Raw genomic sequence first — 16508 nt, 5'->3', positions numbered from 1 at the left:
CTGTCAGAGCGCGTGTGCGTTCAGGAAGAAGCGGTATCCGCCGGAAAACGAAGTGCCGTCGCGCTTCTTGACCACCACTCGCACGTTGCTAACGGTGGTGTTCGCGTGATCAACGCTGCAGACCAGATCGCCGGTAGAGTCGGGCGTCACCATGGCAATCGGCGGGACCGAGAAGCGGTTCACCGGCAGTGGGATGTCGAATGTCTGCGTGGTCCCAGGCGAGCCGAACGTCGGCACCACCGTGGTCGCGTAGGTGGTCCGGTCAAGGCCCGTCCCGAACACCTGGATCTGATCGCATGCGTTGTTGTTCGCAAAGATGCTGTCGGCGTTCATGAGGGAGAAGTTCCACGCCACGCCGCTGCTCTGGCCCACCGCCATATTGCCCGTCATCGTCCAGAAACTGCAGCTGGAATTGGCGCTCATGCCTACCCAGTAGCCGCGGACCACGTTGCCGGTGATGATCCCGTAATCGGCGTTATCGATGACCAAGGCGGCATGCCCGGCCGCAGTAGCGCCCACCAACTGGTCGAAGACGTTGTTGGCGACGATGTGCCGGTCGGAATTCTTGAGGAACACGGGGTAGCCCGAGCCGATCCAGTTCCCCACAAGCTGCGTGCAGGTGGCGTAGCTCTCGATCGGGTAAGCGGTGATGGGCGCCTGATCAAGGATGTTGCCAACGATGCACGCCAGCAGGCCGGCGCCGAGGTAGATGTGCCAGGTGTTCCACACGAAGGCGTTGCCGCTGATCATGTGGCCCTCGCATTGGTACGTGCCAATGTAGGTATCGGTCGTCCATTCGTAAGCCTTGTCGAAGCAGGCGAACGAGTTTTCGCTGATCGTGTTGTTGACGGAGTAGTGGAACTTGAGGCCCACGCCCGCGAAGCGGTCGTTGTAGAAGCCGTTGCGGAACACGTTGCCCGTGATCGTCGAGTACCACATGCGATAGAGATCGCAGCAGATCAGGAAATACTTCTGACCGGCGCCGTCCGACACCGGGCTGTTGCTGATGAAGTGGCAGTTCGTCAGCTGGGCGTTGTCGTTGGAATCGACCTCGCCGCACTTGATTGCAGCGCTGACGACAGCCTGGGCTTCAAAGCCGATCTCGGCTACCGTCCACCCACGGCCCGAGACCTGAAACTGCGCGCTGGCGTGCGCCATGCGGATCGTGGTCACCTTGCTGCCGTCGCCGATCCAATTCACGCCAAGACCATCGGTCAGCGATCCAATCGCGCCGGTGATGGTGTAGATGCCCGCGGGCACACGAATCACCTTGCTCGCAGCGTAGGCGGCTTGGAATGCAGCAGTCGCATCGGCGGCGCCAGTCGGATCTGCACCGAAGTCGAGCACGCTCACCGCTTCAGCGGCCAGCTTGGCGGCCAGCGTGCGACCCACCGCGCCCGTGAATGGCGCCTTGTAGCCCATCAGGGCGGCGCCTTTGGCATTGTCGGCGACGCTCGCCACATCGGTCTTGAACGCGTTGATGTTGGTTGTCGCTGCGCCCGCGGCCGCCAGGGCAGTTGCGGCGTTCGCCAAGCCAGCTGCTGCCGCCGCTGCGGCATCCTTGATCCCCTTGCCTGCAGTTCCCCCGGCGTACGCAAGCGCCGCGTCGTACCCAACCTGACCGCCTCCGAGCGCCGAGGTTGCCACGGAGGCCAACTGTGCAGCGAGCGCGTTCGCATCGCCGGCGGCCGTGGTGAGGAATGGATTGCCATCGGCATCGAACGCGAGGCCCTTAAGCGCGCGCGCCGCAGCATCGGGTAGAACGCCGCTCGCGGGGTCGCCTGGCGGGTAGCGCAGGGCATTGGCGACGGCCACGCCGCTGTCCTGCAGCATCATGACGAGGCGATCGAAGTCGCGGTTGACCGTCGGAGATTGGAAATCGCCGGAATACTGGTAATCGGTGAGACGCTGGACGGTGACGCTGCGCACCAGTTCGATCGCCGCCAGGCTCACGGGGGCCGCGAGGAACACGATGGTTCCGCCGGCCTCAGCGCCGATCCCAGTCACGGTGTAGTCGGTGTTCAGGGTCTTCAGGACCCCTGCGACGCTGACCCGGATGTCGGCCGCGTCCAGCAGCTTGAACCCGTAGGCGAACGAGGTCGTTACTCCGTTGCCAACGTGGGTGCTGACAGGCGTTTGTGCGGGGACAGTCATTCAGCGGGCTCCAGCGTGACCTCATAGACGCCCGATGCGGGCCGCCAGATTTCACGCTGGACGCCTGCCGAAATCTTGGCGGCGTGTCCGTTGCCGATTCGTACCGGGTTGGCGCGGATCGCGCGCGCGCCCGAGTCGAGGTAATCGTCCGGCTGCTCCTTGACGGCCGGGTTCCATTCCTTCATCTGGTCCCAGGTCGGGCCGTCGAGCACGTCGATGTGAGCCCAGAGCGCCCCGATGGACATGGGCGCCTCGAAGGCGTCCAGGATGTCCTTGTTCTTGTTCGTGCTCGCGTGGTCTTCCAGGACCCCGCAGGTGAGCGCCGGCAGCTGCTTACCCGGAATGCCCAGCCCCTTCAGGTGCTTGCGCAGGATCGGCGGCACGAAGCCTCCCGGGCCATTGGTCTCGACCGTCACCGCCGGGATGTTGTATTCGATGACGAGCTCGCGCACGGTGTTGCACTGCTGGTCGATGTCGCCAGTCAGGCCGATGGCGAACTGCCAGTACAGCCGGCCCGCAGCGTCGGTGTAGACCAGCGAGATCGCGGAGGCATCGGTGTTGATCTTGCCGAGCGCGCAGTCCCAGCGGCACGCGGCGCTCACGATGCGCACGTTCCCGAGCATCAGCATGGCCTCGCGGTTGGCGCTTTTCAGGATCGGCTTGGCGTCGTACGGAACGATCTTGTCAGGGTCCAACCGGATGTCTCCTATGGGCTTGGAGTGCAGCTGGTACTGGCTGTCCCACTCGTTGATCGTGCGGGTCTTGCGCCGGCGCGTGAGCAGTTCCGCGCGCGTGAAGCGCTCTGGCCAGGCACAGCCGGCATAGCAGTCGATGAAGCCCTCGGGCAGCCCGGCGAAACGGACGCTGCCACGCACATGGCCGAGCGGATTGATCTTGTAGTCAACATCAGGCACCAGCAGGCGCGCGCCCTTGCCGATGCCGACGAAGATGTATTCCGGCACGAAGCCCGGCTCGATCACCATCGCCGGCCTCTCGACGCGGTGCTCCTGGTCGAACATGCGGATGGTCAGGCAATCCGCGCCCAGCTTCTCCTGCTCGTCGTAGAGGCTGTCGTGCGTGTGCGGCGTGCCGATATACAGGTGCCGGCCGCCGGGCACCAGAATGTGAGTCTGCTCGCCCAGGCGGTAGCGCAGCTTCTCGCGCGCCTCGGGCGTGCCGATGTTACGCGGCACCTCCACGTCATCGTTCTGGCACTCGTCCGCGCGCGCGCTGGTGACGTTGGATAGGATGCCCTTGGCGTACATGGACGCATTCCGTGCGTCTGTGGAGCCGTCCACCCACCACTGCTCGACGGTGCCCTGCCCTTCCGGCAGCATGCCCTGCGTCCAGGGGTGCCTGCGCAGCACGTTCTGCGTGTCGCGACTGGTCTTGTAGGCGGTGCCGTCGGACTCCGACTGGTGCAGGATTCGGTAGCTCGGGTCGTAGCGGTAGCGCCAGGCGTTGTAGACCGCCAGCAGCGTGGATTTACCAATGCCTCGGTGGCAGCGCAGGACGGCGAGCGGCCCGCGGTGCTCCATCCAGTGGCAGATACGGACGTGCGGCTCCGGGACCTTCCATTGCTGGCGATCGGCCCAGGCGAGAAAGAACGCTAGGAAGGACGGCTTGCTCAATTGCTCCGGCCGGCTGCCTGCACCTTGTCGAGCAGCTTGGCCGCCTCCTTCTCGTACCTGCCGATGTGCTTCTCGAGATCGTCATCGCGCCCGTCCTGCGTCTCCGGGTCGCTGCTCGCGTTCTTGTTGTGTCGGTCGATCAGGTCTTGCAGCGAGCGCAGCGTGGCCGCCGTGCCGATGGCGTTCTTCTTCGTCCAGTGCCGATTCCCGCGCTCCTCGCTCGTCCAACTGGCAGGCGGCTGGCCGAAGCCTGGCCACTCGCGCGGGTCGGCCTCGATCAGAAACTCCTCGGTCAGGAGCTCTTCGATTTCGTCGAGTCGTGCTTTCTGGTCTTCCCTCATTGCCCCACCGCCTTCGCCATGTCGGGGGCGCGATCGGGGCCGCCCGTTCCCGGATTCCACCAGTACTGCTGTCCGAAGTCCTTCGAAGCCCTCTGCTTCATCTTGGACAGGTAGCCCGGACTGAGGTTCTCCTGCAGCGCGTGCATGCCGGCGTGGTCGAGCGCAGCGCGCGCGTACCAGATGCCCGTGTACGGCGTGTTTGAACGCACCCACTGCAGACCCTCGGCTGCGGCGTGCGTGGGCTTCCCCTTGGCAGCCTTGTACGCATTGGTCAGGGTCTTGCCCGCCAGGTCGCCAACTGCGCCGAGCGCCGGGCCTGCGGCCGTCTTCGTGAGGTTGCCCAGCGAGTCGCCGGGCTGGTCGGCTGGATCGTTCAGCAGGAAGTCGCCGACGATTGACAGGCCGCCGCCCTGTGCCACCGCTTTCGCCCAGAACTTGCCAGCGTGCTCGCCCTGCATGTCGATGGGGTCCTTGCCGCCGATGATCTGCTTCGCCTGAAGCGCGATGGCACCGAGCGCCGTGGTGCTCAACATCAGCGCGCCGGCGTACATCACGCGGTTCGCCAAGACAGGCGCGCTACCGTCGGTCACCTTCGGCGCCTCCAGCATCCGCCGCCAGTGCCGCGACACCATCGCGATCGGGAAGGACTTGAACTGCATGACGCTGCGCGCGAGCTCGCCCCGGATCGTGCCGCGCTGCGTCGCGCCGCCCGAAGCGATGGTCTTCGTGGCGAGGTCCGGATTGAGAACCGCGTACTCGCTCTCATCCTGAATCAGGCCGAGCACCTTGGCCACCACCTCGTCGGCGCGCTCGTGCCCGGTGGCGCGGATGGCCTCAGGCGTGAGGTGGTCCTTGCCTTGGAAGTGCGTGAGCTCGGCCTTCGTGATCACCTGCCAATCAGCCTCGGTGATCCCCTTGCGTTCAAGGTGCGTGCGGTCCCACTCGCCCAACTTGCCCCACTCGGTCTTGGACAGTCGGGCCATGCCCTGCATCATCGTGAGCGAGAAGGCGCGGCGCAGCGTGTCGGTCCAGGCATTCATGAGCGAGAGCTTCATGGTGCTGTTCGCGAGCCGGCCGCTCCAGGTCTGGCGGATGTTGTCCCCGGTCCAACGGTTCATGTCGCCGATCATCGATTCCGCGATGATCCCGTGCGTGGTCATGAAGTCACGCGCATCCTTGGACGCAGCGCTCTTTCCGATGTTGGCGATGGCATCCCAGTACGACAGCTTATTGAAGCCGGTGGTCACCGCGAAGGTGCCCAGGTCGGTGATGCTGGAGATGACCGCGCTACCCAGCTTCCCGAACGTCTGGATATTGCGGGCATCGGTGCCGATCTGCGCGAGCTTGGCCGACTGCGGCGTGCCAGCCGTGCCGTTGATCTGATCCCAATAGCTTTCAGGCCGAAGCCCGAAGTCCCGCTTCACGCCGCCGTCGGCGCGCTCCGCAAGGTCCATCTGCAGGCGCATCTGTGCATTGGGGTTCGGGCCGTAGCGCTCGACCAGGCCGATGTCTCGGGCCATGCGCCCGACGTGCCCGATCACCGCGTCGTACATGCTGCCGGTGCCGAACTGCTGCATGTAGGTGAGATAGCTGTCGGCGTCCTTGAAGTGGATCTGCCGGGACTCGCTGCCGGCGTTCGCCTTGGCGCCGCCACCACCAAAGGCGCCAGGCTCGCGCTTGTTTGCGCCGTCGCTGCTGATCGTCTCCCACGCCTTGCCGAGCAGCGCGCGAACATCGGCGTCCCCCAAGCGTGCGCCTGCCTCATCGACGTAGCGGCCGCGGTCGAGCAAAGGCAGTATCTTGTCCACCCATGCCTGCCGCGCCGCATCGCCTCCGGCGCCGCGCACCTTGCCGGCATCGTGCGGTTGGGGGATGTAGCCGTACTCGAGCCGGCCCACGTCACCGCCGGCCGAGTTGAAGCGCTGACGCAGGGTTTCGATTACCTTGAGGTACGCCTGCGCGCCCAGTTGCGCCACCTTGTTGCCGGTAGATCCGTCACCATTGCGGAAGATCTCGGTCGAGAGGTCGCGCGTCATCCCGGGGTTGTCGGCGTCGAACAGGAACATGAGCACGCGCCGCCCGAAGCCGGCCCCCTCCCCGCCCCTCGCCGCGTCCATCAGGTTCACCAGGTTGCCGACCGCCTCCTGCTTGATCCCATTGATGTAGTGGCCGGTCTGGTCGATGTCGTTCACAAGGGCGCGATTGCGCCCCTCCTTCATGCCGGCCATGGTGTCGGTGATGCGGGTTTCCGTCGCTGCGGTCTTCAGGATCTGGCGCTGGGTGTTCTCGACCTTGCGCGCCGCTTCGGCCTGGATGTCTGCCATGGCCTGCTCGGAAGCGGCCATCACTCGCTCGTCGCGGCTCTTGGCCTGCCATTCGGGGTCGGTGCGCGCGAGCTGGCGCATGGTCGCGCTGATGCGGTCATCGACAGCCTTGATCTGGGCGTCGGTCAATGGCTTGCGCCCCAAGGTTTTAGCCACGGCTTGCACCGCTGCTGCACAATCCGGCTTCACATGAAGTCCTTTCTGTTGTTCATCGCGGCGCTCGTCGCGTTGTTCTCCATCGCTCCCCTCGCGACCTGGGCGGCCACCGGCCGCTGGCGCGCGGCGGTCGAGGCAGCACGGGCGTACGGGTTCATCCTTGGATGCATGGCCCTCGCCGCGACAGTTCTGGCGATCGTGTTGCTCATCTCAGGCGCTGCGTAGTAGGCAGTTCACCGCCGTCTCGACGAAGGACGCTTCTTGTGCGTCCTCGGCCGCTTCCTTCTTCACCGCCTCGAGCAGGTCGCCCACGCGCTGCGGCTTGTCCATGCCCTCCAGTTGCACCATCAAGTCGGGGTTGATGTCTGCCACCTCGGCGGCCTGCTTGCCCAGGGCCGCACCGGCGCCATCGGCTATCGGCTTGACGGGACCGGCGGACTCGCCCGCGGCTTCGAACAGTTGCCGGCCAGTGGCCGGCGCGGCGCGCGCGGGCATCACGTCCTGCAACGCGCGGGCACCGTTGACCGTAGCTGCCACACGTTGCTCGGGCGACAGCGCGCGCGACGTGGGTTGATCGACCTGGCGCTGCTTGCGCGCTTCACGGAACGCGGCACCAGCCGGGCTCTGCGACCCGCTCGCCTCCATGGGCTGCTTGGTGACGGAGTGTTCCAGGAAATCGTAGATGGCCGATGCCACGCCCTGCCGCTGGAAATCCGGCTTCACTTCCACGCCAGTCACGCGGTAGCCGCCCTGCGGCGTGTCGGTGTAAATGACGGAGCCGATCGCCTCGCCGGCGTCATTCTTGGCCGTGTACTTGCCGCGGAAGTCGCGCTCGACGGTGAACTGCAGGCCAGTGTCGGACTGCAGGCGTGCGGATACCGGCTCGATGGCTTGGCCGGCGCCAGGCTTGGTGTCTGATGCGACGGACAGGATCGACGGCGGCGTGTCGGACGCGCGGATCAGGTCGGCCACCTGCACCGGCTCGCCGCGGGCAAGCATGGCGTGCGCCGACTCCATGGCGTCCTGGTGCGCCGTCATCCCGGGCAGGTCGCTGTCGGGCGTCAGCCGGTAGCTGTCGATCGTCTGGCCGGTCTGCCGCACGCGCGCAGCGGCGACCGTATCGGCATCGGCCGCGATGGCCGCGCGCGCTGCCGCATTCGTGCGCTCGCCGCCGAGCTTCTTCATCCCTTTGGTGACGTAGGCCTGCGTCTCCGCGGGCATGTGGTCGAGCCAATTGCCGCCCTTCTTCAGCGCTGCATCCAGTGCGCCCGGGCCAGCGTTGTACGCGGCCATGGCCTTCGCCTCGTCGCCGCCGTAGCGCTTGAGCATGGCATCCAGGTAGTCGCTGCCCACGCGCGCGCGCTCGGCCGGGCTGTTGTCGGCTGCGGGCCGCACCCCGAACCCCGGATCGAGGTTCGTGGCGTCCATCACCTGCATCTCGCCCTTGGCGGTGCCGCCCTTCACCTGGGGGCCTTCGAGGATCTTGCCGTCTGCGCCGTAGCGTCGGCCGCCGCTCTCGATGCCCAGGACCACGTCCTTGAGCGTGGGCGCAGCCTTTACGCGCGCGCCGCGCACCGCCACCGCACCGAAGCCAGCCGGCACCAGCGTGGAAAGCGCCAGGCCTACCGGGTCGAGCGGGTCGTATTGGCTCGCCTGCTTGTCGTAGCCGGCGTTCTGCAGGATCGCGCGCTCGGCTGCATTCTGGGCGACGAAGCCGCCGGGGCCGCCGGCCACCACCAGCGCCGCGGTCTTGACCGCCGAGCTCGGGATGGCCACCGGCAGCGCAATGGAAACGCCGGCCACCGTGCCAGCCACAGCGCCGGCCTTCGTGCGCGTTTCGATGTCCACGCCCTCCTGCTTCAGCTTGTCGGCCTCGGTCAATCCTTCATCGCCACCCAGCAGAACCGGAGCGAGTGGGCCGGCTGCCGCCGTGTAGCCGACTGCCTTCGTGGCGAACTTCGCCACGCCAGCCACCACTTGCGCGGCCGCATGGGTCTGCGTCGGGTCGGGCATCACGTCCTTGGCGCGCCGGCGCAGTTCGTCGCCCGCCTCGTTACTGAAGAGGTTGTCGTTCTCCAGCACCTTGCGGCGCGCCTCCTCGGCCTGCTTGCGCTCCTCTGGGGTCTGCGTGGCGAACATGCCGCGCCCGCTGGCCGTTCCAGTTGCCGCCTCGGTCTGTCCGAATGCACCGAGGATTTCGGCTGCGAACGCAGCGCCTTCGGTGCTGCCGGCACTCACTCCCTGGAAAGGCGCCTTGGCCAGTGCACCGAAGCTGAAGCCGGGCGCCTCGGGCTGGAACGGCTTCGGCCGCGCCACCTGGTCGTCGAGCGCCTGGTCGGTGCCGGCCTGGAACATCGAATCAATCACGGCGACACCTTCAGCGTAATGCGCTGGCCGCGCTCGTTCGTCACCAGCTGATTGCCGGCGCGCACGTTGTAGAGGCCTTGCCCGGCGTGCACCAGCCGCGCGTCGGGAAGCGTCTTCACGAAGTCGGCGAGCGGCATGCGCGTTGGGCCAACCAGCACGAAAGCATCGGCAGGTGAAGTGGACGCGGAACGATCAGCGGTAGCGGGGTTGACTGGGCGCGCCGACACCTGCGGCAGCAGCGACTCGGGTGTGATCGCGGCCAGCCGCTTCTCGAACTCCGGTTCCTTCATGCCGTACGGCAGCGGGATCTTGCCGCCGTTGCGCTCGACGATGCCGCCGGCGGCGAGGTTGATGGCGTTGTCCACGTCGCCCTGCTTGGCCGCGGCGATCTTGAATGCCGCCTCGACCACGTTGTTCTCGACCTCCTGGTTCGAATAGGCGCCGCGCACGCGCTTGGCGATCTCCGCGCGCCAGCCGCTTTCGGCCGCGCCGTCCACCTTGACGATCTTGTCCTTGATCGCCTGCTCGCCCTGCAGGATGAGCTCGGCGGTGTAGCGGCCTTGTGTCGTCTTGGAATTGGCGTAGAGCATCGCCATGCCCATCGTGTTGTCCTTGTCGCCGAGTTGCTTGGCGACAGCCGCGATGCGCTCGGGATCGCCCACCACGCCGCCGATCTGGCCCAGCAGGGACGCGGCCGCGTCGGGCTTCAGGGACCGGACCATCTTTTGCAACTGCTCGGCCTCGGCGGGCTGCAGTGGGGAGACCTTCTTGCCGGCCCATGCCTCGACGGCGCCGATGTCGCGCGTGCGCTGCTGGAACACCTGCAGGGCCTGGTCGGCGTTGCCGATGGTCAGCGCCGGCGCCTCGCGGATCACGCCCACGCTCTGCGCCGCGGCCCACGCCTCGCCGTCGTTGATGCGCTTGTTCAGGCGGTCATTGATCTGCTGCGCGGCGTTCAGTTGCTTCTCGTCCTGGGGGTCGAAGCCGCGGGACGGGTCCGCGCGCCGGCCGCGCGCCTGCTCGAGCTGTGCCGCGCGCTGGGGCGCCGACAGGTTGGCGAACCCGCTGGCCTGCTTCTGCACCTCCAGCAGCGTCTGCACGTCCTTCTCAAGCCCGGTTCCCTGCGCCTTGGTGCTCAGGTCGGCGATGAAGTCGGGCGACAGCGCGGCGCCGTTGAGCACCAGGTCGCGCCCCTGATTGAGCGCGTCGGTCGCCGTGTTGAAGCGCTTCAGCTGCTCGCGCTCGGCCTTGTCGGCGTTGCGCGCCTCGCGCGCCTCGATGCTCTGCTTCCAGCCGAAGAGGGTCTGGTCCAGGGTGTTGCGCTTGGCCGGATCCAGTGCATCGCCCTCGGGGCCGGCGAGCCGCTTCTGCACCTCGTCGATCGCGCCCACGCTGCCCGACTGCATGGCCGCCTGGCCCTGGCGGCGGAACTGGTTGAAGGTGACCCCTTCGGTGAACTGCTGCTTGGACTTGGCGATCTGCTCGGGCGTCCAGCCTGCGGCAGGCCCCATCTGATCGGCGAAGGTGTGGTACTGCTTCACCGCGGCGGCAGGGTCCGTGCCGGCGAAGCGCTGCATCTGCTCGTTGTAGGTCAGGAGGCTGGCGGACACGTCCTGCTGGTCGCGCTTGCGGAAGGTGTCGAAGAGCTTGTTTTGCAGCTGACCCTGCAGACCCTGCACCTGGGCCGTGACCAACTGCTGTCGATCGGCCGGCACCGACTGGATGTTGTCGGCCACCACCTTCTTCGAGGCCTCCTTCCACGCTGCCTCGGCGGCGAGCTTGTCGGTCTTGCCGTCCAGCAGGTCGGCCTGGATTGCGTCGAAGCTGTCAGCCAGGCCGTTCTGGATGGTCGCGTGCGCGGTCAGGGCCTGCGCCTGCGCGGCACGATCGGCGGCCAGCCGCGCCTCGCGCTGCTGCTCCTCCAGCATGTTGCCGCCGGCGGCCACCGCCGTGTTGCCCAGTTGCTTGAGCGCGTCGCCCACCTGGTTGTCCACGCGGGGCATGGGCGTGATGTCGCCGCCCTGGGGGGTGCGGTAGCCGAACTGGCCGGTCGGGATCTTCGCCACTTACGCCACCTTCTTCGAATTCGTGGTGTTCCAACCCTTCGCGATGGTCGCGCCGCCCTGAAGCGCCGAGCTCACGGAGCCGATTCGCGCGGCCTGCGCAGCGTTGCGACTGCGGTACGCCTCTTGGTTGGCACTCTGGGTGATCGCACGCGAGCGGTTCGAACCGTCGTAGATCGCCATCAGCGCGTCCTGCTCGCTGTCGCCCTGGATTTCCTTGTCGATCTGCTCGGCAGTGCCTACACCCACCGTCACCCCGGCACCGGCGAGTGAGGCGCGCGCATCCGCTCGCTGTTTCTCCCCCGCCTTGCGGATCATGCGAGCCTGCACCTGCGCCTCGCTGGCAGCAAAGGCGGCGTCTTCCTTGCCCTGCTGCTCCTGCATGTTGGCAACGTTCTCCGCTGCCTTCGCCTGCTGCTGCTGGCCATAGACGCTCACGGCCGTGCCGGCTGCCGCAAGCCCGATGGCGATGACTGTTTCGATGCCCATGGTCAGACCTCCAATTGAAAAAGCGTGCCGGCGTCCTGGAAGCCCATGCGCCGGTAGAACTTGCCGGTGAGCTCCTCGTGGATGCCAGTGGTGATGCCGATGCGGACCTTCTTCGCACCGCGCGCCTTGCACCAGGACTTGAAAGCCAGCAGCAGCTTCACGGCCGCGCCGCTGTGGCGTGCGCTCGGCTCGACGAAGAAGGAGAACTCGTACCCAAGCAGTTCGTCGCTGAACCACTGCGGCGCCACGCTGCCAGCGATGCCGCCCACGATCGCGCCATCGCGCCGCACCACAAAGACGACGTTGTCCCCGCCCTTGGTCAGGTGCTGCATCAGGGTGGCGACCTTCGCCTCGTTGTAGGGGATGTCTGCATAGCTGCTCGTGTCGTGGAGCAGACGGCCAAGCGCCGCGATCTCGGCGGCGTCTTCGGGGGTGGCGACTTCGACTTTCATGGCGCCCTCAGTTGTTGATCGTCACACTGCGGATCACGTCGAGCAGGTGGAACGGCAACGGGTACGGCTGGGTGATGATCTGGCTCGTGCGGTACATCTCGTCGCTAAGCGTGGTCACGCGCACATCGCCGTCGAAGTCGGGAATTGGCTGGTCAAGCAGGGCTTCCCCGAACCGGCGCGGATCGATCGGCTGCCCGTTGATGAGCGCCGCCTTGGTGTTGATCGTGCGAATGATGACCTCGTTGACGTGGACCTGAGAGCCTTGTGCCGTCGAGCCATTGCCGCCCACCTCCGGCTGCAGCATCTCGACCAGGCAGGTGAAGCCAAGCCCGATCTGCACGCTGTTGGCGTTGCGCTGCAGCGTGATCTGGCCGCCGGTCACGGTGAACTCGCCCATGTAGGCACCGTCCGCCCAGGCCTGCACCACCATGCCCTCAAGGTGCCCCAGGCCGGTCCAAGTCGCCTGCCCGCCCACGCTCGTGCCTGTGATGCCGCAGTCCACCAGCATGTCAGGGTCGAACACCTCGACGTAGCGCACGGTGCTTCCGCCGACGGTGCGCGCGACGATCGCGTAGGTGTCCTCGCCGATGGCCGTGGGCACGCACGCCACCGACTCATAACTGCCCTGCGTGATCCACCGGCCCCAGCCCGTCACCTCCTGCGAGATGTCGTAGGCGCACGCGGCAAGCTGCCCGTCTGCGCGCACGGCGTAAAGCGTGGAGTCCGGCTCTTTCTGATGGGCCAGTTGTACGACCCCAGTGCCCGTGATGTGCGAGGCGAAGATGGTCCGGTCGGGCGAGTCGAAGCCGTCGATCTCGTAGCGGTAGCCAATGCCGGCGATCTTCTTGCCCGCAGCCTGCACGAATACCATCTCGTTGCCAACCTTGATCGGACGCACCGCGCCGGCGCCGACAGTGGACTCGTCGGTCTTCTGAATGTTGGTCGGCGTGATCGGCTTTTCCTGTCCACCCTTCAGGCTCATCTCATCGGCCTCGGTAAGCACCAGCAGCTGCTTGGCGGGCGCGAGGTGGCGGATTGGGCTGTTGCGCGGGCCGTCGATCTCGAAACGGAAGGCCTGGTCATCGGCCGTGCCGAACTGGAAATTCAGGTAGCCCTGGATCTCGCTACCCCAGACGTGCTGCGGGTAGCCGGGCGAGCCGGCGAACATCAGCCGCTGCTTGTTGATCGTGACCGCGCGCGGGTAGCCCTTGCTGGCATTCCACGCCACCTGCTCGAGCGTCCAAGCATTCGCGCCGGCCGGCACGTCGGCAGCCAACTCGCGCAGCACGCGCCCGTTGACGGTGCCCACGTTGACGAACTCGGTGATCTCAACCAGTCCGCCATTGATGTTCACGTAGCTGCCCACGTCGGTCGGCTGCCAAACCTCGCTGTCCGCCGAGACTTGGATCTTTGCGACGGTGCCCGTGGTGCCAAGGATGCCGTCGGGGAGCGTCGGTGCCATCCAGTTGAAATGGTTGGCGTCGATAACGCGGTTCACCACCCAGTTGCCATCGATGCGACTGGTGCCGCTCACGTTGACGGTATCCCCCGCGACGTAGCCGTGCCCGGTGACCTCCACGGCGACCGTGCCATAGCCGGACACGAAGGCGGTGATGGTCTTCTGCGACGAGAGGTAGGTGAAGTTCGCGTTCAGCGAGATGAGCTGTCCAACCTGCCCTTTGCTCGACGGTGCGATGCTGTCCTGCGGCGAGCCCTCGAGGTTCCAGCTACCCGCGAAGAGGTCACGGTTCTTGAAGGTGCTGAGAACCTGCACCGTCACCGCGGTGTTGCTGGTGTACCCGATGATCTTGGCGGTGCCGCTGTTGGCACTCAGGAGCCGGCCCACGTCGGACCTTAGAAAGATGGCCGCCGCAGCCGTCAGGATGTAGGTGCCCGGCGGGACGGGGATGCCGGGGGCAATCGTGAACTGCAGACTGACGAGCGGGTACTGCCCCTGTTCCTCGAATGCAGGCGTGATGAACGGCACCACGCCCATTCGCCACTCGATGGTGCTGAAGCGCTGCAGCCGATGGGGAAACACGCCCTCTTGCACGAAAAAGGCGGTGTCGGCCTTCTGCACGTAGTTGACCGCTGGCAGCTGGGCCTCGGTGTAGGGGGACACCACCTCCACGGGCGTGCCGTTGACGATCTGCGCGCGGTCAGCAAAGAAGCGCATGTAGCCGTCGCCGAGCTCCAGCACATAGGCCTGGCCGCGGTTGTAGACGAACTCGATGAGACGCGCCCGCTTGTTGGCGATCTTGGTGGCAGCGATGAAGCGCGTGCCGGGCCGGCGCTTGGCCCCGCCCTGCACCGTCACCTGGCAGTTCTCCAGGCGCTTCACCCCGTTGTTGTACTTGGCGATGTCCACGCGGCCGAGCGCCAGCGCGGGGGACAGTTCGCCACCCGTGAAGTTGCTCTGCAGGAGGCTGAACTTCGGCATTCAGTACCTCGCGCTGATAAGCGGCGAGTCCTCGCCCAACTGCGCACTGGGGTTCTCCTGCGCGTCGATCGCACGCGCCGCCTTGGCGAGCGCGCTGTATTCGGCCTTGAGCTCGTCGCGCAGGCTGGTCGATTGCGTCACGGCGTAGCACAGCTTCCAGGCCATGCGCGCCGTCATCAGTTCCACCAGCTTCGCATCCCATTCGGCTTCATCGCTACGGTAGACGTAGACGATCGGTAGCGTCGTGCCGCTGGCCAACACGCGCCGGCCCTCGACCTTGAAGGAGCGGCACTGCGGCTCGCCCACCAGCACGTCGCCGATGCTGACCATGCGCAGGAAGTCGCCGGGAAGTTGGAACTGGGCCGAGAACCCGAACGCCGGCGCGCTGGCCATCGGCGCGAGGATGTCGCGCTTGATCGAGCAGTTCCAATCGTTCTCTCGCAGGATCGAATCGCGCTCGCCCGGGTAGAGGTTGGAGCACAGGCGCGCCAGGTCGCCGGGCTCCTCGAAGCTGGCAATCGGCGACTTGCCGAACTGCAGCAGTGCGTTGGAGCAGATCCCGATCGGCGTCATTCAGTCCTCCAGAAACAAGAAAAGGGCTGACCAGCGGCCAGCCCCTCGGTTGCGGGGCAAGCCCCAGTTACGGCGCGACGACTTCGAGCTCGACGCGGATCGCCTGGTTGGCCGTACCCACCGCACCGCCGAACGTGAGATAGATTTCCACGTCCTGCGGCATCAGGTAGGTCTGACCGCTGATCAGCTTCGTGCCGGTGTTGAACTGCGCGGTCGCCGCAGCGTTGATCGCGGCCGCATTCACGAGGGCGGTGGCATCCACAGCCACTTTCGTGACTGCATCACGGATGCCCACCGATAGCGTGCTCGAGGCGGTGCCGGCGGCGCACGAGACGGTGACGGGCGCCAGGACGCGATCGCCCTTGCGCAGGTAAATCTCGGTGCCGGCGATGTCGTTCTGAGCAGGCGCAGCGTAGGCCGCAGGTGTCTCGATGACGATCGCCTTGGCGCCGTTGTAGGTCGCAGCAGGCGACTTCGTGCCGGCCACTTGGGCCAGCTTGGTACGGGTGACGTTGACTTCAGCCATGGTGTTTCTCCGATGTCAGGTTGGATTACTGGTAGGAGATCTGGACGACCTTCTTCTCGTCCTGACGACCCGCGGCGTAGCTGCCGGCCATGGAGACCTGCGTGGTGTTCTTCTTGTCGGCACGCACCGCAACGTCGCCCTCTTCGAAGCCCGTACCAAAGTGCAGGGCCGTCTTCGAATAGGCGGCCGTGGTGCGCACGCCGGCGGCGTTCTGCACGCGCTGGAATGGAATCCAGGTGAAGCCCATCCACTTGCCCGAGACCTCGCCCGTCTGCAGCATCTTGGCGGCCATGAAGTCCGCGCTGGTGAGCGTGGTGTCCGCCAGGATCTGCGAGGCGCCCAGGGCGTCGTAGAGCATGAAGAGCTCTTCGTCGTCCTCTTCGCCTATCTCGTTCGCCATGAAGATCGTGCGCGCCTGGATGATCTTGGCCTTGGTGAGGCCAGTGCCACCCGCGGCGATGATCTGGCCGGCAGGCAGGGTGTAGGGGCCGGTCGAGCCGTCCACGCTGTTGATCGAGCCCAGGGCAGCGGCGAAGATGATGTCGTCGATCTTGCGGTTGCGCGCGGCCACCAGCTGCTGCATGTACTGGCCACCCGTCACCGGGTTGACCTTCATCTTCGGCACGTCCGCCTTGTCGAGCGGCAGGGCCTTGAAGAAGTCACGCATCGGCACGGTGCGAGCCGTGTGGTCGATGTCGGACCAGAGGGTGTCACCGTGGCGCACGGTGTTCTCGTCCATCTCGACCTTGTCCAGGTTGTTGATGGTGAAGCTCGCGCCCTCGATCGTGCCGCGGTCGAAGACGGTGGCGCGCAGGCGGGAATTCTTTTGTTGGGCCAGTAGGCGCAGGTCGCTGTCGAACTGCGTTACGAACTGGCGGGTCACGGTATCGGTCATGAATCGCTCCTGAAAGTTGAACTGGTGTTCGCCGTTCAGGTGATCCCGTTGCCGGGGCCTGCATCGCTGGCTATCGCGGGCTTGGTGGTGATCCCGC

At 66.1% G+C, this 16508-nt stretch carries 13 protein-coding genes; 1 reads left to right on the top strand and 12 read right to left on the bottom strand.

Annotated elements, in window-relative coordinates; translation table 11 throughout:
• Positions 1-3: 3 nt before the first annotated feature.
• From E5CHR_RS07915 to E5CHR_RS07900, 4 genes are read right to left on the bottom strand one after another with little or no spacing between them, the layout of a single operon-like run.
• Positions 4-2154 (bottom strand): glycosyl hydrolase family 28-related protein, encoded by a 2151-nt coding sequence (locus E5CHR_RS07915; protein ID WP_162579172.1) that lies wholly within the window; start codon positions 2152-2154, stop codon positions 4-6.
• Positions 2151-3785: a phage terminase large subunit gene (gene terL, locus E5CHR_RS07910; RefSeq protein ID WP_162579171.1), complete on the bottom strand. Its 1635-nt coding sequence runs from the start codon at positions 3783-3785 to the stop codon at positions 2151-2153. Before terL ends, E5CHR_RS07915 begins: the two co-directional genes overlap by 4 nt.
• Positions 3782-4126 carry a hypothetical protein gene (locus E5CHR_RS07905; protein ID WP_162579170.1) on the bottom strand — a complete coding sequence of 115 codons (345 nt, stop codon included), beginning with the start codon at positions 4124-4126 and terminating at the stop codon, positions 3782-3784. Before E5CHR_RS07905 ends, terL begins: the two co-directional genes overlap by 4 nt.
• Positions 4123-6606 carry a hypothetical protein gene (locus E5CHR_RS07900; RefSeq protein WP_162579169.1) on the bottom strand — a complete coding sequence of 828 codons (2484 nt, stop codon included), beginning with the start codon at positions 6604-6606 and terminating at the stop codon, positions 4123-4125. Before E5CHR_RS07900 ends, E5CHR_RS07905 begins: the two co-directional genes overlap by 4 nt.
• 33 nt (positions 6607-6639) lie before the next feature.
• Here E5CHR_RS07900 and E5CHR_RS07895 point away from each other — a divergent pair, with 33 nt between their 5' ends.
• Positions 6640-6831: a hypothetical protein gene (locus E5CHR_RS07895; protein ID WP_162579168.1), complete on the top strand. Its 192-nt coding sequence runs from the start codon at positions 6640-6642 to the stop codon at positions 6829-6831.
• Here the strand turns inward: E5CHR_RS07895 and E5CHR_RS07890 are convergent.
• From E5CHR_RS07890 to E5CHR_RS07855, 8 genes are all read right to left on the bottom strand, one after another.
• Positions 6817-8973, bottom strand: coding sequence for a GNAT family N-acetyltransferase (locus E5CHR_RS07890; RefSeq protein ID WP_162579167.1), 2157 nt, complete (start codon positions 8971-8973; stop codon positions 6817-6819). The genes E5CHR_RS07895 and E5CHR_RS07890 overlap by 15 nt on opposite strands.
• Positions 8970-11039, bottom strand: a complete 2070-nt coding sequence (locus tag E5CHR_RS07885) for a hypothetical protein (protein ID WP_162579166.1) — start codon at positions 11037-11039, stop codon at positions 8970-8972. Before E5CHR_RS07885 ends, E5CHR_RS07890 begins: the two co-directional genes overlap by 4 nt.
• Complete coding sequence (locus E5CHR_RS07880; RefSeq protein ID WP_162579165.1) at positions 11040-11525, bottom strand: hypothetical protein; 486 nt, start codon at positions 11523-11525, stop codon at positions 11040-11042. It abuts the gene before it with no gap.
• A gap of 2 nt (positions 11526-11527) precedes the next feature.
• Positions 11528-11977 (bottom strand): GNAT family N-acetyltransferase, encoded by a 450-nt coding sequence (locus tag E5CHR_RS07875; protein WP_162579164.1) that lies wholly within the window; start codon positions 11975-11977, stop codon positions 11528-11530.
• 7 nt (positions 11978-11984) lie between these two features.
• A complete protein-coding gene (locus tag E5CHR_RS07870; protein ID WP_162579163.1) occupies positions 11985-14417 on the bottom strand; it encodes a hypothetical protein in 2433 nt (810 codons plus the stop codon).
• Positions 14418-14990 carry a hypothetical protein gene (locus E5CHR_RS07865; protein WP_162579162.1) on the bottom strand — a complete coding sequence of 191 codons (573 nt, stop codon included), beginning with the start codon at positions 14988-14990 and terminating at the stop codon, positions 14418-14420. It lies immediately after the preceding gene.
• Positions 14991-15057: 67 nt separating this feature from the next.
• On the bottom strand, positions 15058-15516 hold the full coding sequence (locus E5CHR_RS07860) for a hypothetical protein (RefSeq protein ID WP_162579161.1): 459 nt from the start codon (positions 15514-15516) through the stop codon (positions 15058-15060).
• Between the two features lie 25 nt (positions 15517-15541).
• Complete coding sequence (locus E5CHR_RS07855; RefSeq protein WP_162579160.1) at positions 15542-16411, bottom strand: phage capsid protein; 870 nt, start codon at positions 16409-16411, stop codon at positions 15542-15544.
• Positions 16412-16508 lie beyond the last annotated feature (97 nt).

Source organism: Variovorax sp. PBS-H4, from assembly GCF_901827205.1.
Taxonomy (GTDB): domain Bacteria; phylum Pseudomonadota; class Gammaproteobacteria; order Burkholderiales; family Burkholderiaceae_C; genus Variovorax.
Note: the sequence above shows the minus strand (reverse complement) of the source record. Positions and strands in the feature narration are given on the sequence as shown.

Excerpts from the sequence above, each read along its gene's own strand:
- E5CHR_RS07865 (WP_162579162.1), bottom strand. The coding sequence starts at position 14,990 with ATGACGCCGATCGGGATCTGCTCCAACGCACTGCTGCAGTTCGGCAAG.
- E5CHR_RS07875 (WP_162579164.1), bottom strand. The coding sequence starts at position 11,977 with ATGAAAGTCGAAGTCGCCACCCCCGAAGACGCCGCCGAGATCGCGGCG.
- E5CHR_RS07860 (WP_162579161.1), bottom strand. The coding sequence starts at position 15,516 with ATGGCTGAAGTCAACGTCACCCGTACCAAGCTGGCCCAAGTGGCCGGC.
- E5CHR_RS07915 (WP_162579172.1), bottom strand. The coding sequence starts at position 2,154 with ATGACTGTCCCCGCACAAACGCCTGTCAGCACCCACGTTGGCAACGGA.
- E5CHR_RS07880 (WP_162579165.1), bottom strand. The coding sequence starts at position 11,525 with ATGGGCATCGAAACAGTCATCGCCATCGGGCTTGCGGCAGCCGGCACG.
- E5CHR_RS07870 (WP_162579163.1), bottom strand. The coding sequence starts at position 14,417 with ATGCCGAAGTTCAGCCTCCTGCAGAGCAACTTCACGGGTGGCGAACTG.
- E5CHR_RS07895 (WP_162579168.1), top strand. The coding sequence starts at position 6,640 with ATGAAGTCCTTTCTGTTGTTCATCGCGGCGCTCGTCGCGTTGTTCTCC.
- E5CHR_RS07905 (WP_162579170.1), bottom strand. The coding sequence starts at position 4,126 with ATGAGGGAAGACCAGAAAGCACGACTCGACGAAATCGAAGAGCTCCTG.
- E5CHR_RS07855 (WP_162579160.1), bottom strand. The coding sequence starts at position 16,411 with ATGACCGATACCGTGACCCGCCAGTTCGTAACGCAGTTCGACAGCGAC.